The organism is Luteolibacter rhizosphaerae (assembly GCF_025950095.1).
Classification (GTDB): Bacteria; Verrucomicrobiota; Verrucomicrobiia; order Verrucomicrobiales; family Akkermansiaceae; genus Haloferula; species Haloferula rhizosphaerae.
The window spans coordinates 177,352-196,454 of record NZ_JAPDDR010000006.1 but is presented as its reverse complement, the minus strand read 5'-3'; the positions used below and the strand labels follow the sequence as shown (position 1 = coordinate 196,454).

At 64.2% G+C, this 19,103-nt stretch carries 9 protein-coding genes; 5 read left to right on the top strand and 4 right to left on the bottom strand.

The window, feature by feature from the left end; all coding sequences use genetic code 11:
• The first annotated feature begins 128 nt into the window (after positions 1–128).
• Both OJ996_RS13040 and OJ996_RS13035 read left to right on the top strand, forming a co-directional pair.
• Positions 129–5,342 (top strand): beta strand repeat-containing protein, encoded by a 5,214-nt coding sequence (locus OJ996_RS13040; RefSeq protein ID WP_264514039.1) that lies wholly within the window; start codon positions 129–131, stop codon positions 5,340–5,342.
• 672 nt (positions 5,343–6,014) lie between these two features.
• Positions 6,015–9,137, top strand: coding sequence for a beta strand repeat-containing protein (locus OJ996_RS13035; protein WP_264514038.1), 3,123 nt, complete (start codon positions 6,015–6,017; stop codon positions 9,135–9,137).
• Positions 9,138–9,199: 62 nt separating this feature from the next.
• Here the strand turns inward: OJ996_RS13035 and OJ996_RS13030 are convergent, their stop codons facing one another.
• On the bottom strand, positions 9,200–9,589 hold the full coding sequence (locus OJ996_RS13030; RefSeq protein ID WP_264514037.1) for an RNA-binding S4 domain-containing protein: 390 nt from the start codon (positions 9,587–9,589) through the stop codon (positions 9,200–9,202).
• 100 nt (positions 9,590–9,689) lie between these two features.
• On the opposite strand from OJ996_RS13030, the gene OJ996_RS13025 reads away from it, so the two are divergent.
• Positions 9,690–12,152 (top strand): U32 family peptidase, encoded by a 2,463-nt coding sequence (locus tag OJ996_RS13025; RefSeq protein WP_264514036.1) that lies wholly within the window; start codon positions 9,690–9,692, stop codon positions 12,150–12,152.
• 1 nt (position 12,153) lies between these two features.
• On the top strand, positions 12,154–12,513 hold the full coding sequence (locus OJ996_RS13020) for an MmcQ/YjbR family DNA-binding protein (RefSeq protein WP_264514035.1): 360 nt from the start codon (positions 12,154–12,156) through the stop codon (positions 12,511–12,513).
• 233 nt (positions 12,514–12,746) lie between these two features.
• On the opposite strand, the gene OJ996_RS13015 is transcribed toward OJ996_RS13020, so the two are convergent.
• The 3 genes from OJ996_RS13015 to OJ996_RS13005 all read right to left on the bottom strand — a co-directional run bounded on the left by OJ996_RS13015 (position 12,747) and on the right by OJ996_RS13005 (position 16,388).
• A complete protein-coding gene (locus tag OJ996_RS13015; RefSeq protein WP_264514034.1) occupies positions 12,747–14,162 on the bottom strand; it encodes a retropepsin-like aspartic protease in 1,416 nt (471 codons plus the stop codon).
• A gap of 8 nt (positions 14,163–14,170) precedes the next feature.
• Positions 14,171–15,421, bottom strand: coding sequence for a hypothetical protein (locus tag OJ996_RS13010; RefSeq protein WP_264514033.1), 1,251 nt, complete (start codon positions 15,419–15,421; stop codon positions 14,171–14,173).
• A 181-nt stretch (positions 15,422–15,602) separates the two neighbouring features.
• On the bottom strand, positions 15,603–16,388 hold the full coding sequence (locus OJ996_RS13005) for an ABC transporter ATP-binding protein (protein ID WP_264514032.1): 786 nt from the start codon (positions 16,386–16,388) through the stop codon (positions 15,603–15,605).
• Positions 16,389–16,537: 149 nt separating this feature from the next.
• Between OJ996_RS13005 and OJ996_RS13000 the strand changes: the two genes are divergently transcribed.
• Positions 16,538–19,087: a fibronectin type III domain-containing protein gene (locus OJ996_RS13000; protein ID WP_264514031.1), complete on the top strand. Its 2,550-nt coding sequence runs from the start codon at positions 16,538–16,540 to the stop codon at positions 19,085–19,087.
• Positions 19,088–19,103 lie beyond the last annotated feature (16 nt).

Genomic DNA, 19,103 nt, shown 5'->3' with positions numbered 1-19,103 from the left:
GAACAGCTTTACATCAAACTGCACATTTTAATTTAAAAAGTGTCCTATATGAGCATTTTAGGAGTCGACTTCGATCTCACTCCAAAAAAATGTTCCAAACTCGATCTTCGATCCTTCGAGCCGCGCTGATGACAGCGACGGCCTCCATCCTCCCCTCGCCTGCGGCGAACCTCTATTGGGACACCAACGGCGCCACCGCGGCATCGGGCAATGCCGCAGCGGGCACCTGGGATAGCGGAACCAACTGGTCAACGGACGCGGGCGGCGCGATCGCCACGGTAGGCTGGACCGACGGCAGCTCGGCGGTGTTCTCCGCCGGCACGGACGGCACCACGACCAAGGCCGTGACGATCGGCGGCACGGTAGCCACGCCCTCGATCCTGCTGGAAGAGGTCGGACTGGTGAACCTGACCGGCGGCTCGATCAACATCAGCGGAGGATCGGTGTTCAACACCTCGGCCCTGGGTGCGGCGACGAACCGCTCGCTGACCTGGACTTCCACCGTGACCGGGACCGGCAACCTGACGCTGGCGGTAAACGGCGATACCAGCGCGGGCGGCGGCGGATCGAACACCGTGTTCGCTCTGACCGGAACGAACGATTTCACTGGCGACGTGACCATCACCTCCGGTGTGGTGACCGCGGGCTCCTCGCTGGGCAATGCCGCGAACAAGGTGATCCTGAACGGCGGCGGTCTGGTCGATAACAACACGAACATCGCCTTCGCACGGAACCTCGAGATCGGAACCAACGGCGGCACGATCCGGAACTACGGCGCTACCGCGAACTTCCGCCTGCAGGGTACGCTGAGCGGCAGCGGCACGCTGAGCCGCACGGACGGCGGGACCACGATCCTGACCGGCAGCGGCACGGGATTCACCGGTGCGCTAAACCTGCTGCGCGGCACGACGCAGATCGGCGACGGCACGCAGACTTCCAACCTGGTCGCGAACACCAGCGGAGTCACCCTGGGCGATGCATCCGGTGCAGGAACCATCCGCTACAATCTCGACAGCTCCTTCACGCTGGCAACACCGGTGACCTTCGCGAACTCCGGCTCGACCTTCGTGTGGCAGGGCAAGGACGCTGGCGACGTGCTGACGGTAAATTCCGCACTGGGGCCGAACGCGACGACCGGCTCGATCCGCGTGAACTCCGGGACGCTTTCGGCCGCAGCCGGCGCGAACATCAAGGCGCTGAACCTGCAGCTGGCCTGCACTCCGAGCAACAGCGCGACGGCAGAGCAAGGGGTGCTGGCAATCGGCAGCGGTGCCAGCCTGACGACACGCTTCTTCGACATCGGCCAAGGCACGAACAACTCGGGCAAGGTGGAACAAAGCGGCGGCACGGTGACGATCGAAGCCGGAGGCACCGGTTTCCGCCTGGGCCACTGGACGAACGGCGCTTCTCCGGGGAACGTGTATAACCTGACCGGCGGCACGCTGGACGCCTCCGTGACCACGGTGAACGTGGGCTGGGACGGCGCGGCGGTGATGACGGTGGGCGGCGGTGCCGGCACGGCGACGCTGAAGGCGGGTGCAGTCCAGCTCGATGCGAGCGGCAGCAGCCCGACCCTGAACAACACCCTGACGCTGGCGAACAACGGCTTGATCGAAGTCTCCGGGAACGTGGCGGGCGCGAGCGTGGACGACAAACTGATCCTGAGCGGCGGCACGATGCGTGCGACCGGCAACGGGACCTGGTCCGCGGCAGCGGAGACGCTGGCCGCGACGAGCTCGATCTACGATATTCCTAGTGGACGCACGGTGACCGCGAGCGGCGCGATCAGCGGAGCGGGCACGCTGAACGTGAACGTGGCCGCGAATTCCGCGCTGACCCTGAGCAGTGCGATCTCCGGCTCGACGGCGCTCAACCTGAGCATCCCGGCCGATGCCAGCGTCACCGCGAGCGGCGCCATCACCACCAGCGGCGACATCGCCGTGACCGGTGCGGGTACCCTGTCCGTGACCGGACAAGCCAACACCTTCACCGGCAGCTTCACGCAGACAGGCGGAAGGCTGATCGGCAACGGCAAGGTCACCGGCACACCGACGATCAACGCAACGATCTCTCCCGGCACGACGGCGACCCCGACCGGGATCCTAGACTTCGGCAACGCGGGAACGACCAGCACGCTGAACGGCACGATGATGCTCGACCTGAAGGCCGAAGGCGACCCGCTGACCTCCGACCTGATCTCGGTCTACGAGAACGTGGCCTTCGGTGCGAACGCGCTGATCCAACCGGTCTTCACGGCGACTCCGCTGGAAGCGTCCCACCTGCTGGTATCCTACTTCGGAACGCGGACGGGCACGCCGGTGCTGGATCCGAACCTGAAGGTCCGCGGGATGAGCTTCGCGCTGGACACCACGGTGGACAACGAAGTGCGCCTGAACGTGACGGGCACCGCGACCCCGGGCAACCTGACCTGGGCCGGCGATGGCACGGGCAACAACTGGAACGTGGACTCCGCCGCCACCTGGGGTGGAGCGCAGAAGTTCTTCCAGTATGATAGCGTGACCTTCGATGACTCCGGCAACAACGCCGCGAACATCAACATCAGCGGCACCTTCGCCACGGGTGCGATCACGGTGAGCGGCACGAAGGCTTACACCTTCGCGGGCAGCGGTTCGATCATCGGCTCGCCGACGCTGACGAAGGACAGCACCGGCGACCTGACGATCCTGAACGACAACAAGTTCGGCACGGTGAACCTGAACGCGGGCAAGCTGATCGTGGGGAACGGCGGCACGACCGGCTCGATCGGCGAGACCGGCCCGATCACGGTGGCAGCGGATACGACGCTGGAGTTCAACCGCTCCAACAACTTCACCTACAGCCGCCCGGCAAGTGCCGGCAGCACCGGCACGCTGGTGAAGAAGGGCACGGGGGTGATGACGCTCGGCTCCGGATCGAGCCTGCTGCCGACCAACCTGGTGATCGACGGCGGCACGGTGATCGCACAGGGCGGCGGCTTCAATGCCAACCGCATGGAGGGCGCGGGCCAAGTGACCGTGAACGCGGGAGCCACGCTGCTGATTCCGGGAGGATCGGCGCACGCCTTCGGAGGTAACAATGCCACCTTCACCGAGGCCTTCACGATCAACGGGGGTACGATGACGCTCAACCAAGAGCAGTACTTCAACAATCTGACCCTGAACGGCGCCACGGTGAACGGCACGTCGGACATCCGCTCCAGCGCCGCGAGCAACTGGCTGGTGACGGGCACCGCGCCGAGCACGATGACGGTGACGGTGACCAACCAGAACGCCACCAACTGGAACATCGAAGACGTAACGACGAGCGCCGCGGTGGACATGCTGGTGAGCAGCAACGTGACCGGCGGCGGTGCGACCAACAAGGCCGGCATCGGCACGCTGCGCTTCACCGGCGCGAACAGCTACACCGGCGCGACGAACATCAATGCAGGCACGCTGCAAGCCGGTTCCGACCGCGCGCTGGGCTTCGGCAACGCCCTGGGTGCCGCCAGCGTGGCAGGCACGACGGTGGCAGCCGGCGCAACGCTGGACATCGCGGGTGTGACGGTGAACGAGGTGGTGACACTGAACAACGGCGGCACGCTGACGAACAGCAACCTGACGACGACGGGCACGCTCTCCAACGGCTTGGCCGGGGTGCGTGTGGTGGACGCCGGCACCGGCTACACCGCCAACCCGACGATCGCCTTCGCAGGCGGCGGCGGCACGGGTGCGACCGCCACGGCGGTGCAGACCGGCGGTGCGCTGAGCTCGATCACGACCACGGCGGCGGGCACCGGCTACACCACGGCACCGACGGTGACCGTGACCGGCGCGGGCACGGGTGCGACGGCCTCGGCGACAATCTCGCAACTGGTGGTGACCGGTGCGGGCAACCAGATCGGCGGCGCAGGGAACCTTTCGATTCCGGCGATCATGGCCGGAGCGGGCAGCTACACCAAGGTGGGCGCCGGTTCGCTGACGATCCCGACCGGCGGCAGTACGCTGGCGGGTAACATCGCGATCGACGGCGGCACGGTGACCATGACGGCCTCCGGCAACGGCACGACCCTGACCTCCGGTCTGGGTGCGCTGAACGGAACGCGGATGATCACGCTGAATACCGGCGGCACGCTGGCCTTCGGCATCAACAACATCCTTGGCAACGGAGCGGTGGCCTTGGCCAACCTGCCTTCGATCACGGTGAACGCGGGTGCGACGCTGACCACGAACAACTACAACGTGACCGGTCCGCTGTTCCTGAACGGGGGCACGGTGACCGACTCGCGCACGACGGCGCCGGGCGGTTATCAAGGCTTGGAGATCAAGGGCACGGTGACGGCAGGGGGCACGACCCCATCGCTGATCACCGCAGCCGGAAACTTCGGCCATCACCTGGTGGGCACGATCGCCTTCGACGTGGCGGATGTGACGGGCACTGCGGCCGCCGACCTGACGGTGGCGACCCGCTTGCTGAACTCCTCCGCGGATAACGCGAGCGCCGTGGCGAACCTGACGAAGACCGGCAGCGGCACGCTGGTGCTGAATGCGGCGAACGGCTACACCGGCACCACCACGGTGACGGGCGGGACGCTCTCCGGCACGGGATCGGTGGCGGGTCCGCTGACGGTGGATGCCACTGGCACGATCGCCCCGGGTGCTTCCGCAGGCAACTTCGGCGCGGGCAGCACGACACTGGCAGGAACCTACGCCTGCGAGATCGACGGAGCCAACGAGGACACGCTGGTGGTGACCGGTGATCTGAACCTGACGGGTGGAACACTGAACGTGAGCGTGCTGAACGCTCCGGCGCTACCAAACCACGTGATCGCCAGCTACACGGGCACCCGCACCGGCAACTTCGCCACGGTGACAGGTCTGCCCTCCGGCTACTCGGTGGTCTATAACGACGCGGCGAAGCAGGTGCTGCTGAGCAACGGTGCCGGCGATGCCTTCGGCAGCTGGACCTCCGCGAACGGGATCTCCGGTGCGGGAGGCAACGTGGACTCCGACGGCGACGGCATCGTGAACGGCATCGAATTCGTGCTGGGTGGCGATCCCTCCGGCCCGAACTCGAACTCGGCCGCGCTGCTGCCGACAATCACGATGGATGCGACCTACATGAACTTCACCTTCCGCCGGACGGATGAGTCCCTGGCCTACAACCCGCGCGTGCAGTATGGCACGGGTCTGTCGGCATGGACCAATGCGGTGGCCGGGCAGCCGGTGGCGACGCCGGTGCTGATCGTGACGGACAATGACTTCTATGCTGCGGGGATCGACCGGGTGACGGTCCGGATCCCGAGGGCGCTGGCCGCGCCCGGCACCAAGCTCTTCGGTCGTTTGACCGTGGATATTCCCTGATACGATAACGTTTCAGGTTTGGGTTGATGGCCGCCCGGGTGGGGACCCGGGCGGCTCTTTTTTTTGGGGGGCGGATCGTGGGAGAAAGGTGGTTTGGGAACAGGAGGAAAGAGAGAGAAGGGAGGTAGGAGAGAGGCGTTTTACCGGGGAGGCGCAGAGGTCGCGGAGGGACGCAGAGGTTTAGGGGATGCGATTGCGGCGAGCGCGCCGACCTGAGGTCAATGCCGTTAAGGACTGGGGAGATCCCGTTTACTGCGGATTATACGGATTCAAGGGATTGGACGGATTCAAAGACAGGATCAGAGGGATTTCAAACGGGCATCTCTTCTCGTGAACCCAACACAGTTTCATCCGTGTAATCCGTACAATCCGTGGTCGATGTGCAGGAGCCTCGATGCAGGCTCCGATTCAAGAACGAGTCCTTAACGGCATTGGACCTGAGGTGGAGACGGGCATTCCATGATAGGCCGCAGCGCTCCGGTGCTTCTTGCGGCGGGCCGTGGCAGCAACCGAGGAGAGGGCGCGGCAGCCACGGGTCTACCCTGTTGGGGATTTGACGGTGGAGGGAAGATTCACGCAGTCTCGACAGACCGGACTTGGTAAGGACCAAGTATATCAAGGCCGGTTTTATGAACCCTCGCGCCCCCGACCTAGGCGCTACCCAAGCAACCCATGAACATCATGAACCCCTTCGTCAGGGCATCCCTGACGCGTGCCGCCGTGTTAACTGTGATCGCCACGGCACATGCCGCGGAACAGATCGTGGATACGGCGACGAGCAATATCAATGTCGCGACCGGCGATAGTGTTTGGTTCGACTCGACCAATACGAACGCAGCGATCGGCGTGACGACGATCAACAGTGCAACTCCGGCGACGGGACCGCTGCCGGGCTGGGCGCACACGCGCTGGAGCTTTCTGAAGTACGACGGCGCGAACGTGGTGGAGATCCCCAATGGGGAGAAGGTAGTGGGGACGGCAAACCTGGCGACCGTGACGCCGACATCCGTTTACTACGACAACAATGCGGCATCGGCCACCGCCGGGAATCTGACTCTCGGTCTTCTGGAGACGACGAGAGACTTCCAGATCCTGCCCGGATCGACGACGGATGTGACCCTCGGCGGCCTGCTGTATCACGGCAACAGCCACTGGGTGAAGCCGGGGACCGGGACGGGGACGGCAGCACTCACATCGTCCTCCGGACAACTGACGGTGGTGACCAACGGCGGTCAACCGGACTACCAGATCAACGGGGTGGTCATCAAAGACTTCGACGGGACGACTCCGCTGACACTGGTCAAGACCGGACCGGAGCCACTGGGACTGGCGGGGGTGGCGAACACTTACACGGGTGGCACTTGGATCAACAACGGCCGCCTGCGCGCGACGAATGCCGGTTCCTACGGTGCGGCGAGCGGATTAGTGCGCGTGAACGGCGCGAACTCGCAGGCTTGCTTGGCCGTGGCGGGGACTTTCGGGCAGTCCTTCCAGATCGAGGGTCTGGGTTGGAGCGAAGGCACGGAGAAGCGCGGCGCAATCCGTTTCGAAGGAGCGGCGACGGTGAGCGGCTCGGTGAGCCTGACGGGCGCCTCACGGATGGTGGTGAACAGCAACATCACGGGGACGATCAATGGAGCTCTGAACGGTAGCGCGCCGCTGGAGATCGGCTATGCGGATGGCACGGCCTTCACCGGCACGTTGAACCTGAACGGCTCCGGGACAGGGATGACGGGACCGGTGACAGTGACGCTGGGCCGCCTGAACGTAAACAACGGCCTGAACGCCCCGGTGACGGTGGCGGCAGGCGCAACGCTGGGCGGTGAGAGCACGATCGCGGGCAACGTGACGCTGGCGGACACCTCCAACATCGCGGTGAACGGCGCGACTGCGGGCGTGCTGGACGTGGCGGGCACGGTGGACATCTCCGCAGGTACGGTGAATCTCGTAGCAAGCGCCGCACCGGCCAGCCCGGCGACGAGCTTCACGGCCTTCACCTACGACACGCTGACGGGTCCGGCGACGAACCTGACGGTGAGCGGTCTGCGCGGCGGCACGGCGACTGACGACAGCGCGAACTCGCAGGTGCTGGTGAACTTCACGCCCAGTACCTTGACCTGGACCGGCGCGGCGAACGCGAACTGGACCCAGAATGCGGACCTGAACTTCGACAACGGCGCGGCAACGAGTTTCTTCAACGGCGACAAGGTGAGCTTCACCGAAGCCGCAGCGGTGAAGACGGTGACGCTGGTGGGAACACTCTACCCGGGCAGCATCACCTTCGATCACACCAGTGAATATACGGTGACCGGCGCGAACGCGGGGATCGCGGGTCCGACCGGGGTGACGAAGAACGGCAGCGGCACGCTGAACCTGGGCGGCCAGACGAACAGCTTCACCGGTCCGGTGCTGGTGAACGCGGGCCGGATCAAGTACACGAACTACTGGGAAGGTCTGGGCAATAGCTCGGGCGTGACGGTGGCAGCGGGTGCTCAGGTGGATCTGAACGGTGCCTTCCCGAACAACGTGGGGCGGACCTACGAGTGGACGATCGCGGGCAGCGGTCCGGATGGTGCCGGTGCGATCACGAACACGGGTGCGGGAGCACCGGGGGAGAACGCGGGCATCCGCGTGCTGACCCTGAGCGGCGATGCTGCGATCGGCGGCACGGGTGGACGTATTGACGTGGGCAACAGCGCCGGCACGGGCGTGCTGAACGGCAACGGCCACACGCTGACGAAGGTGGGCACGAACGGCATGGGCTTCCGGGCGAATGCGAGCGGCACGCCGGTGAACTTCGTGATCGCGAACGGTTTCGCCTGGGCGGAGAACACGGACAATGCCTGGGGTGCTGCGACCGGCTCGCTGCGGATCAAGAACGGTGCGCGCGCCGGAACTTACGGCACGCGTCAGATCGCCACGCCGGTCTTCTTGGAAGCAGGCTCCAAGCTTTACAATGAAGGCGGCGGCAAGGGCACCTGGATCGGCAACGTGACGCTGGAAGGCGATGCGACCGTGGAGTCCGGCAACGGCCTGATGGACCTGATGGGCACCGTGACGGGCACCGCTTCCCTGACCAAGACCGGTGCGCAGGCACTGTATCTGGCGGACGCGCAGTATACCGGCAACACCACGGTGAGCGCGGGCACGCTCTCGCTGGGAACTCCCACGCTCGCAGACGGCTCGACGGTTTCGATCGCGGGCACGGGTGCCGCGCTGCTGGACCTGCCGCACAATGAAGAGGACACGGTCTCGGTGCTGCTGATCAACGGCGTGCCGCAGGCGGCGGGGATCTACGGTTCCTCGGCCTCCGCGGCTCCGGTGCCGGATGACGTGCACTTCAGCGGCTCCGGCACGCTGAAGGTGACTTCGAGCGGAAACCCTTACCAGACTTGGGCCGCCTTGAACGGCATCCCGGGGGCTTCGGGTGCCGCGGACGCCGATGGCGACGGGATCTCGAACGCGATCGAATTCCTGATCGGCGGCGACCCGAGCGGTCCGGACTCCAACTCGGCGGCGCTGCTGCCGACGGTCGACAACAGCAATGCGAGCTACGTGGACTTCGTCTTCCGCCGGACAGACGAGGCAGCGGAGAGCGAGCACTTCGTGGAGTATGGCTCCGAACTGACGGGCTGGACGACGGCGGAGCCGGGTGAGCCGGTGACCACCCCGGTGATCATCACCGAGACGGACGACGGCTTTGGCGAAGGAATCGACCAAGTGACCGTGCGGATCCCACGGGCTCTGGCGGAGGATGCGCGTTTGTTCGTGCGCCTGCGCGTGAACATTCCCTGAGGACGGATTGATTCCCGTATTTGAGAGGCCGCCCGGAGCGATCCGGGCGGTCTTTTTCTTGCTTACTCGAAGAAGCCGCGGTGCTCGTCGATCTGGCGGCGGTTCTTCTTCGTCGGGCGGCCCTGATCGCCGATGAGGCGGTGGGCGCGGCCTTCGAGCCATTGCTTGCGGATCTCGAGGACTTCCGGCGCGGTGATTTCCTCGCAGGCGGCGCGGGCCTCGGGGGCACCGACGCGCTTGTCGATCAGGCCTAGGACGCGGACGGTTCGGGTGCCGGGGCCTTCGGGGAAAGGGAGCTCGAGGAGTTCGCCGCCGCGGAGTTCGGAGGATGACTTGAGGATGCGCTCGCCGGCCTTCACGCGGCCGGTTTCGCAGGCCTTCGCCGCGAGGCCGCGGGTCTTGAAGAGGCGCACGGCCCACATCCATTTGTCCACGCGCACGGGGTCACTCATGCGAGGGCGGCGGAGGGATTCATCGGGGAAATGGTGCGCCGGGGCCGGTCGGTGTCGAGCGGTTTTCGGGGCTAGCAGGGCTTTCCAAAGGGTGAAATCCATGGCATCGGTCCCCTCGCCCATGGATTCCTCCTACACGCCCGAACTGCTCAGCCCTGCCGGTAACTGGGACTGCGCACGCGCCGCCGTGGCCGCGGGAGCGGATGCGATCTTCTTCGGGATGCCGCGCTTCAACGCCCGGCTGCGGGCGGATAATTTCACGGAAGCGGACCTGCCGGAGCTGATGAGCTTCCTGCACAAGCACGGGGTGAAGGGCTTCGTGGCGATGAACACGCTGATCTTCACCGGCGAGCTAGAGGATGCGGAACGGCAACTGCGCATGATTGCGGAAGCCGGGGTGGACGCGCTGATCATCCAGGATCTGGGTCTGGCGAAGATGGCGCGGGAGATCGCGCCGGGCGTGGAGCTCCATGGCTCGACGCAGATGACGATCACCTCGCCGGAGGGGCTAAGTTTCCTCGAGTCGATCTTCCCGATGGAGCGGGCGGTGCTGGCCCGCGAGCTGGCGGTGAAGGAGATCGAGCGCTTCGGTAGCGTGCCCTCGACACCGCTGGAAGTCTTCGTGCACGGGGCACTGTGCGTGGCCTATTCCGGACAATGCCTGACCAGCGAATCGCTCGGTCAGAGATCGGCGAATCGCGGTGAGTGCGCGCAGGCCTGCCGGATGCCGTATGAGCTGGTGGTGGACGGGGTGACGCGCCGCGACATGGGCGAAGTGCGTTACCTGCTGAGCCCGCAGGATCTGGCGGCAGTGGAGATGATCCCCGATCTGGTGAAGGCGGGGGTGAAGTCCTTCAAGATCGAGGGTCGTCTGAAGACGCCGGAGTATGTGGCGGCGGTGACGCGGGTGTATCGCAAGGCGCTGGACGCGGCGATCGAGGAGCGGCGGGCGGAGATCACGACGCAGGACCGCTACGAGCTAGAGATGATGTTCTCCCGCGGGATGTCGACCGGCTGGCTGGCCGGAACGAATCACCCGTATCTGACCCACGGGCGCTACGGGAAGAAGCGCGGACCGCTGTTAGGAAAGATCAAGGCCTGCGGCGGGACATGGATCGAGCTGGAAGAGCGCACCGAGGTGCCGCTGAAGGCAGGCGATGGCGTGGTCTTCGATGCGGGTGAGAACCGTGATCTGGAGCAAGGTGCGCGGATCTGGAAGGTGGAGGGCGAGCGGATCGTCTTCCACCGCACTTACAGCGGGATCAATTTCTCGCGGATCAAGCCGGGCAACACGCTTTACAAGACTTCCGACGAGAAGCTGGAATCGGAGATCCGGCGCTTCTGGCAGAATGCGAAGCTGAACGAGGTCAAGGCGGGAGTGCGCTTCGCGGCGAGCGGCAAGCCGGGCGAGGTCCTGAGGATCACGGCGGAGTGCGGCGGGAGGAAGGCGGCGGCGGAATCCGCGATGCCGCTACAGGCGGCGGCGAAGCACGCGCTCTCCGAAGCGACCTTGGCGGAGCAGATGGGACGACTGGGTGATACCGGGTATGAGCTCGAGGGCGTGGAGTTCTCAGTGGAGGGCGAGTGCCACATCGGCCTTTCCGAACTGAACCGGATGCGGCGGGTGCTGGTGGAGGAACTGGGAGCGGCGGGCGGGACGACATCGCACGCGACGACCCGAGTGAGCTATCGCGATCTGATGCCGGAACGGGTGCGGGAAGAGCGGACGGCGGAGTTATCGGTGCTGTGCCGGACCCTCGAGCAAGTTCAGGCGGCGGTGGATCGCGAGGTGACGATGATCTACTGCGATTTCGAAGATCCGCGGCGCTACAAGGATGCGGTGGCGATGCGCGAGGGCAAGTCGAAAATCCTGCTAGCGACGCCGCGGATCGTGAAGCCGGGCGAGACCGGGTACCTGAAGATGATCGAGCGGATGGAGCCGGACGGGCTGCTGCTGCGGAACCTGGCCTCGCTGGAATACTACAAGCATCGTAGCGACCTGAAGCGGGTCGGCGACTTCTCGTTGAACGTGGCGAATCCGATCACGGCGCGGCTGCTGAAGGAGCATGCGACGCTGGATACCCTGACGATTTCCTACGACCTGAACATCGGGCAGGCGCTGGACCTGCTGGGCGGAGCACCGCCGGAGTGGTTCGAGCTGACGCTGCATCAGCACATGCCGATGTTTCATATGGAGCACTGCGTGTTCTGTACCTTCCTGAGCAAGGGGACAACCTACAAGGATTGCGGGAGGCCGTGTGAAACACATGTGGTGCACCTACGCGACCGGGTGGGCCAGATGCACCGGCTGATGGCGGACGTGGGCTGCCGGAACACGCTCTTCAACGGGCGCGCACAAACAGGCGCAAGATTCTTCGGGGACCTGCGGGCGACGGGACTGTCGAAGTTCCGGGTGGAGCTGTTAGACGAAGACGACCTGGGAGCGCTGCGGGCGATCGGGGCGTATCAGGATTTCCTCTCCGGCAGGACGGATGCGGAAACACTGCTGGCGAACGTGACAGCCTTCGAGAAGCTGGGAGTAACCGAGGGAACGCTGGTGTAGCATGGACCTGCCGGATGTCATCGAGCGCTTTCTCTCGAAGCCGGGAGCCGAGGAGACGACGCCCTTCGGCCCGGACGTTCTGGTCTACAAGGTGGGCGGGAAGGTGTTCGGGTTGACCGCGCCGGATGAGTTCCCGGCGAGTATCAATCTGAAGTGCGATCCGGAGCGGGCGGTTAGCTTGCGGGAGGAGCATGAGGCGATCAAGCCGGGCTATCACATGAACAAGAAGCACTGGAACACGGTGGTGCTGGATCGATCGGTGCCATCGAGACTGGTGGCGGAGATGATCGACCACTCCTACGAACTGGTGGTGGCGTCCTTGCCGAAGGCGGAGCGGGCGAAGTTGGGGGATGCAGGGTGAGTTGGAGACTCCTCGTGCTCCTTCAGAGCACCGATCCTTTCCATGGGTAACCCAGGGTTGCGGAGCTTCGCTTCTTACCCTGGGCTGTCTCCTTGCCGCCCCTTTGGGGCTTTTTGAGTCTTTGGATATGCCGGGCCGTGGGGTTGGCTCGGGCGGACTGAAGTTGTCCGACTAAAATTGGAGTAGTCAGTCGGACCTCTTCGCGACGCGAAGTTCGCGCTCCCGGGAGGCTTTCACTTCGCCGGCGCGACGGGGGCATTCGCCGGGCCCTTGCGCTGGATGAGGAAGACGCGGTTCTCACGGTAGGTGATGACGGCATCGAGCTCGCGCATGAAGTCGGCGCCGAAGAGGCCCACATAATCCATTTCGCCCTCGCGATCGCGGTTCAGGTCGCAGGAGAGGATCTTGCGGTTGGTCATCACGGCCTCGCCCATGGTGAGCTTGGGGATGAGGGTCTCGGCAGCGGGAGCCTTGCCGCCAATGCCGTAGACCCACTTGTCCATCTCACCGACCTGGCAACCATACTTGCGGGCGGCATCGACATGGAGGCAGGTGCCGTCCGCGCCGGTATCGATCATGTAGGTCACGTCGTTGTCGTTGAGGGTGCCATCGACAAAGATGTGGTTCCCGCGGCGCTCGTATTGGAAGGACTGGTACTGGCGGAGCTGGAGGAGCTCGTGGATGGTGAGACTGCCACAGTACTTCAGGAAGAGGGCACCGGCCTCGCTCCAGTTCGCGACGTACTCGGCATCGCCAGGAACGAGCTTGGATACTGGAATCTGCAGGGTTTTGCCACCGACGAGGGTGAGTGTGACGACCGTGGGAGTTTTGCTGGCGATGTTACCGCGATGGGTCTGATTGTCCTTGGTCTTGAAGATGCGGAAAGACATGGCCTCGTCCCCCTCGGTCGCATCGCTGGCACCGGCAACGGCCTCCTCGTCCGACTTGTCGGGGCGGAGGAAGATCCGGCGCTCGGGGTAGGAGATCACGGCATCGAGCTGGGACATGATGTCGGCACCGAGGATGGCGTCCTGACGGGCTTTCTGCCCCTGCGGCAGGCCGTTCGAAAGGTCGGTGGCGAGGATCTTGCGGCCTTTGAAAACGGCTTCGCCGAAGGAGATGTTCGGCACATCGCACCATGCGGCGGGGGCTTGGCCCGCGACACCGTAGATGACCTGGTCCATCGGGCCGACCTCACACTTCGCCAGCTTGGCGAAGTCGGTGTTGATCAGGCTGGTGCCGGCACCGGTATCGATGAGGAACTTGCCGGCGGTGCCATTGAGCTTCCCATTCATGAAGATGGAGTTGCTCTCGAAGGTGAAGGGGAAGGACTCGTAGCCGCGGAGTTCAAGGAGCTGGCGGATGGAGAGGCCGCGGCACTTCTGGAGGAAGATGGCCTTCTCCTTGTTCCAAGAGCTCACATACTCCCGGTCCATCGGGATGAGCTTGTCGAGCGGGACGGTGGTCCGCTTGCCGTTCTTCAGGAGCAGGATGACTTCGGTATCGCTCTTATCGACGACGACCGCCTGGATCGGCTTGCCATTGGGACCGGCGAAGTCGCGGTACTCGGCTTCGGAAGCATCCTGTGCCGGTGCGAGGGACGAGAAGAGGAGCAGCAGGGCTGCGGAAAGGGCGCGTGACGGTTTCATGTCTGGGATCACTTGAATTTTCCTTCGGTGACGAAGAGCTTCCAGTCGGCCTCGAGGGCCGCGACGGTTTCAAAGCCGAAGATCTTCGCGATCTCTTCCGGCACAGGGATCTGTTTTGAGGACTCGATGCGGCGCACCATGGAAGCGTAGCAGGCGAGACGGGCGGGAGTGCTCTCCATGTAAGCGGAGAAGGAATACATGAGCGCAAGCTGCTCCGGGGTGACGTCCTCGTTCTTGACCTTGAACATCGGCGCGACCTCGCACTTGATCTCGCCCTTCTTGACCAGACCGCGGAGGGTCTTCGCCCAATCCGAGGCATCGCCGAAACCCTTTTTCTCCTTCACCTCCGCTTCGCCCGTGCCGGCGGCGGAGAGGAGGCTGGTTTCGCTCTTACCCGTGAGGGAAATCTCCTTGTAGTACGAGTGGCCGGTGTTGACGGCGAAAAGACCTTCCACCCCGTAGGAGCTGATATTGCCCAGCTGGCGATCCAGCAAAACACCGGCCATGCTGAACACCAGGAAGGAGCCCATCGGTTTCTTGAAGAGCGTGTCTTCCTTCACATTGAAAACGCGCACGGCGGGAAAGACCTTGTGCTTGTCCGCCATTTCATCGGGCAAGGTGACCATGGTGCTGCCCACACGATCCCAAGCGGCCGAGACATTCGCGGCGCCCTCGGTATTGCCCTTCTCCTTGAGCAGGCCGGTCCACCATTTGCCGAGCGCCGTGTAGGCCTCGCGGTCTTCAACCAAGAGAATGAGCATCCGCTTGTCGCCCCAGTCGCGGCGGAAATTCATGTGCTGGAAGGCCATGCCGTGCCACATGCGCTCGGCGGTTTCCGCGATGGCCTGCGGACGGACCCCACCTGCGGTGGCGATGAGGAAGTGCTCGCTCTCCATCAGCTCGTAGGCGCTCTCGCTATCCGTGCCGAAGATGAGGTTGCTCTCCTTGAGCTTCTTGAAGGTGGAGGAGTCGATCTTCACCTGCTTCTCCGGCTCACCGATCTCGCCGGAGACGAGGATCTTGGCATCAGCGCCGACGTTCTCGACCATGAACTGGCGATCCGCGATGCTGAGGTCCGCCATGGGCAGGACAATCTGCTTGTTCCCCGCAGCGAGGAGGGTGGCATTGGTTTCGTCGAAGCGCAGAAGCTCCGCCTCAATGGTGCTGCCCTTGCGGGAAGTCCAGATGCGGGTTTCCGCGGCATCGAGCGCGGGCAGAAGGAGGAAAGCAAGAAGGCCCGAGGTAATTGTCCTTTTCACAACTATCCTTGCTAAGGCACTGGGCGAAGGGCTCCAGCTTAAAAAGGGAGAAAAGATGCACCAAGCGGCTAAACCGCGGAGGCAGGCAGGGGCATTTGATTGCTTGGCTTTTGAGCGGAACGGCGGAGGCCCCGATTCTCCGACCGTCCAAGCGGGCTGAAGATCCGCGGTCCCGGGAGAACTAAGCCGGTTTCACCGTACACCAACCGCCGCTCCAAGAGACGGCGAGAGGAAGACCGAAGAGTCCGCCGAGGGTGCGGGGGGAGAGCACCTTGCGCTTGGGGCCATCGGCGAGGACGGTGCCTCGCTCCAGCAGGATCGCGCGGTCAATCTCCGGCGGGATCTCGCCGGGATGGTGCGTGACGAGGACGAGCGTGTGGCCGGCGACCGCGAGCTCGCGCAGAGCCGAAACGAGGCTGAGGGATGCGGCGAAATCGAGAGCGGTAGAGGGCTCGTCCAGCACCAGCACCGAGGGGTCATGCACGAGCGCGCGGGCGATGAGGAAGCGGCGGCGCTCCCCCGACGACAGGGTGCCGAAGTCGCGCTGCGCGAGCGCAGTGATGCCAAGGCGGGCGATGGCTTGATCCGCGGCAGCCTTCTCCGCACGACTAAAGCGCATGTCCCGGGTGCGGCCGAAGGCGCCACGCAAGGATGAGAGGACGACATCGTAAGCGAGCTCCTCCGGATGAAAGCGGGCCACATCCTCCGGCATGACCACGCCGATGCGGTGGCGGAGTTCCTCCAAGGACCAGAGGTCTTCACCAAAGAGCCGGCAGATGGTGTCCGGATTTGCCTCCGGTCGAACCTCGCCGGTCAGGACCTTCAGAAGGGTGCTCTTGCCTGCACCATTCGGCCCGAGGATGGCGACGCTCTCGCCATGGCGGAGCGTGAGGGAGAAATTCTTCAGCGCCGGGGTATCGCCGCGCCAGACCGTGGCATTGCGGATCTCGAGGAAGGGCTCGTGCACGGGGGAGAAGTAGCAAGTGGCGAGTAGCAGGTAGCGAGGGAAAAGGCAGGAGGTGACGGGGATTTGTGAAGATCTCTTGAAGGGCCGCTTTGTCCTCGCGGGAATTGTCCGGCCGCTGCTAAGGGGAGATCTCCTCCGGCCTGCGTATCATGTTCCGTATCCCCCTTGTCCTTGTCTTCACGGCTGTTTTCACCCCCATCGCGGCAAACGCCGCAGCATGGCAATTCGCGAAGCCGAAGGTGCCTTTTAGCCAGACGCCGGGGGTGGTTTATGGGGCAGGACGCTGGGTGGGAGTGGGCCCTGCGGGAAAGATCATCACCTCCACCAACGGGATCGACTGGAGCACGGGGCCGATCCTCACCCGCGAGGACCTGCTGGACGTAAGTTATGCTGCCGGGCGCTTCGTGGCCTGCGGGGGAAACGGCACGCTGCTGACCTCGGTGGACGGGCTGAGTTGGGAACACCGCACGACCGGTAACGAGGCGGAGCTGCGCGACGTGATCCACGCCGGAGGGTTGTGGGTCTTCACCGGCAAGATTCTGAACGCCCAGGCCCCGCTGATTTTCAGCAGCAGCGACCTAAGCACCTGGAATATCTTCGATACCGAGGGCAAATACCAAACCGGCGGCTCCTCTGCGGAGGCATTCACGGTGATGCACGGCGGCGGAAAATTCCTGGTGCCGATGCCTAACAAGCAGTCTTTCGTTTCCACCAACGGGATCGATTGGACGCGCGAGCCGAACAACCTGAACTTCAGCTTCCCGAAGGCGAGCACCTACGACAGCGGGAAGTTCTACTGCATCGATTACTACGGACAGCTCGCCTCGTCCCCGGATGGTGCGAACTGGACCAACCTGCCCTTCCCGAACAACCCCTACAACGATGCCTCCGACCTCTTCGTGGAGGGGAACCGGATGATCATCACCACCGAACGGAGCTTCCACACCAGCACGAACGGCGGAGCGACCTGGACCCAGCGCTGGATCTTCTCCGATGCCAACGGCAGTCCGGAGTGCAGTGGCATCGCGAAGGGCAACGGTGCCTATCTGGTGATGGCCTACGACGGCTCCGCGATCCGCTCCACCGACTTCAACTGGCAAACCGAATATGCCGGAGCGAATGCGGACAACTTCGCCGATGTGGCGCACGGCGGTGGCAATTTCCTGGCGGTGGGAAGCTACGATGACAACAGCCCCTACGGGGTGATCTGGAGCTCCCCGGACGGAATCGCCTGGACCAAGCGGCGCCAAGAGGGCCCGGAACTTTTCGGCGCCTGCTACGGCAACGGCACCTGGGTCTGCGTGGGCGAGACGATCCTGAGCTCCACCAATCTGAGTGCCTGGACGACACGCACGAATCCCTCCACGCTCGAGCTGCGCGACGTGACCTTCGCCAACGGGCTCTTCGTCGCCGTGGGCGGTTACTACGATCAGTCGCTGGTGCTGACCTCCCCCGACGGCATCACATGGACACAGCGCAGCAACACCGCGCGCGGCCCGCTGACGAAAGTCATCCACGCGAACGGCCTCTTCGTAGCGGTGGCTTCGTGGAATTCGATCTACAAGGGCGACATCATCAGCTCACCCGACGGCATCAACTGGACCCGCTGCCCGCTGGACATCGATAGCAATCTGACCTGCATCGCCTACGGCAACTCGATGTTCGTGGCGGGAGGCGACTACGAGTATGCCTTGAAATCTACCAACGGTGTGGATTGGACGATTGTCGATGAGGGCCACCCGACCTCCTACTACGGTTGGTCCGACTTGATCTTCGACGGGACCCGCTTCATCGGCTGCTCGCCATGGATGACACGCAGCTCGGTCTACACGACGGACGGCGCAGAGTGGTCGAACGAGCTGATGGGATCGAAGCTCAAGGCGATGGTGGCGGCGGAGGGCAAGATCGTGGCAGTCGGCCCGGGCAATCACATCATCACACGCGCCATCGGGGCCTCACCCGCAGCTCCCGCGACCAGTGCGGATGGTCCGATCGTATCTTGGACGCCGGTAGCTGGCGCGGCAGGCTATCAGGTCTACAAGCGCTTGGCAGGAACGAAGCGCTGGGACGACGCCGCGATCACGCAACCCGCGGCGGCAAGCTCGGTGTTCGTTCGGAAGCTAAAGGCGAACACGGCGTATGACTTCGCGGTGCAGGCCATCATGCCACAGGGACTTTCCCAAGCCGGGATGAGCAGCGCGACCACCTTCGGCCCGCTGGACATGTGGATGCTGGACCGCTTCGGCACCCGCGCGAATAGCGGTGGCTCCGCGGACTCCGCGGATCCGGACGGCGATGGCCAAGCGAACCTGATGGAGTATTTCCGCGGCAGCGATCCGAAGAAATTCGAATCGCGCTTCTCGCCACCGCAAAGCGCGACCATCCAAAAGACCATCTACAACACCTACCAGGTGAGGCTCAGCTTCTCCTTCCCGCTGGACTCAGCGATGACGGATACAACCTGCTATCTGGAAGAATCCACCGACTTGGTGAATTGGACCCGCGTGGCGGAAAGCGTGGGCGGCCAGAGGATGACGGTGCTGGAGGGCGCGAGCGGATGGGCCACTTCGGACGCTTATGTGCACGGAAGCTCCGCCCCTAGGCGCTCGGTGCTGGCCGACAAGACCGCGACCTTGCCGCTGCCCAGCGGTGCCGGCAGGGTCTACGGGCGCCTCGGCGTCGAGCGGAGGCAGCCGTAAGCCGGATCTTGCGACA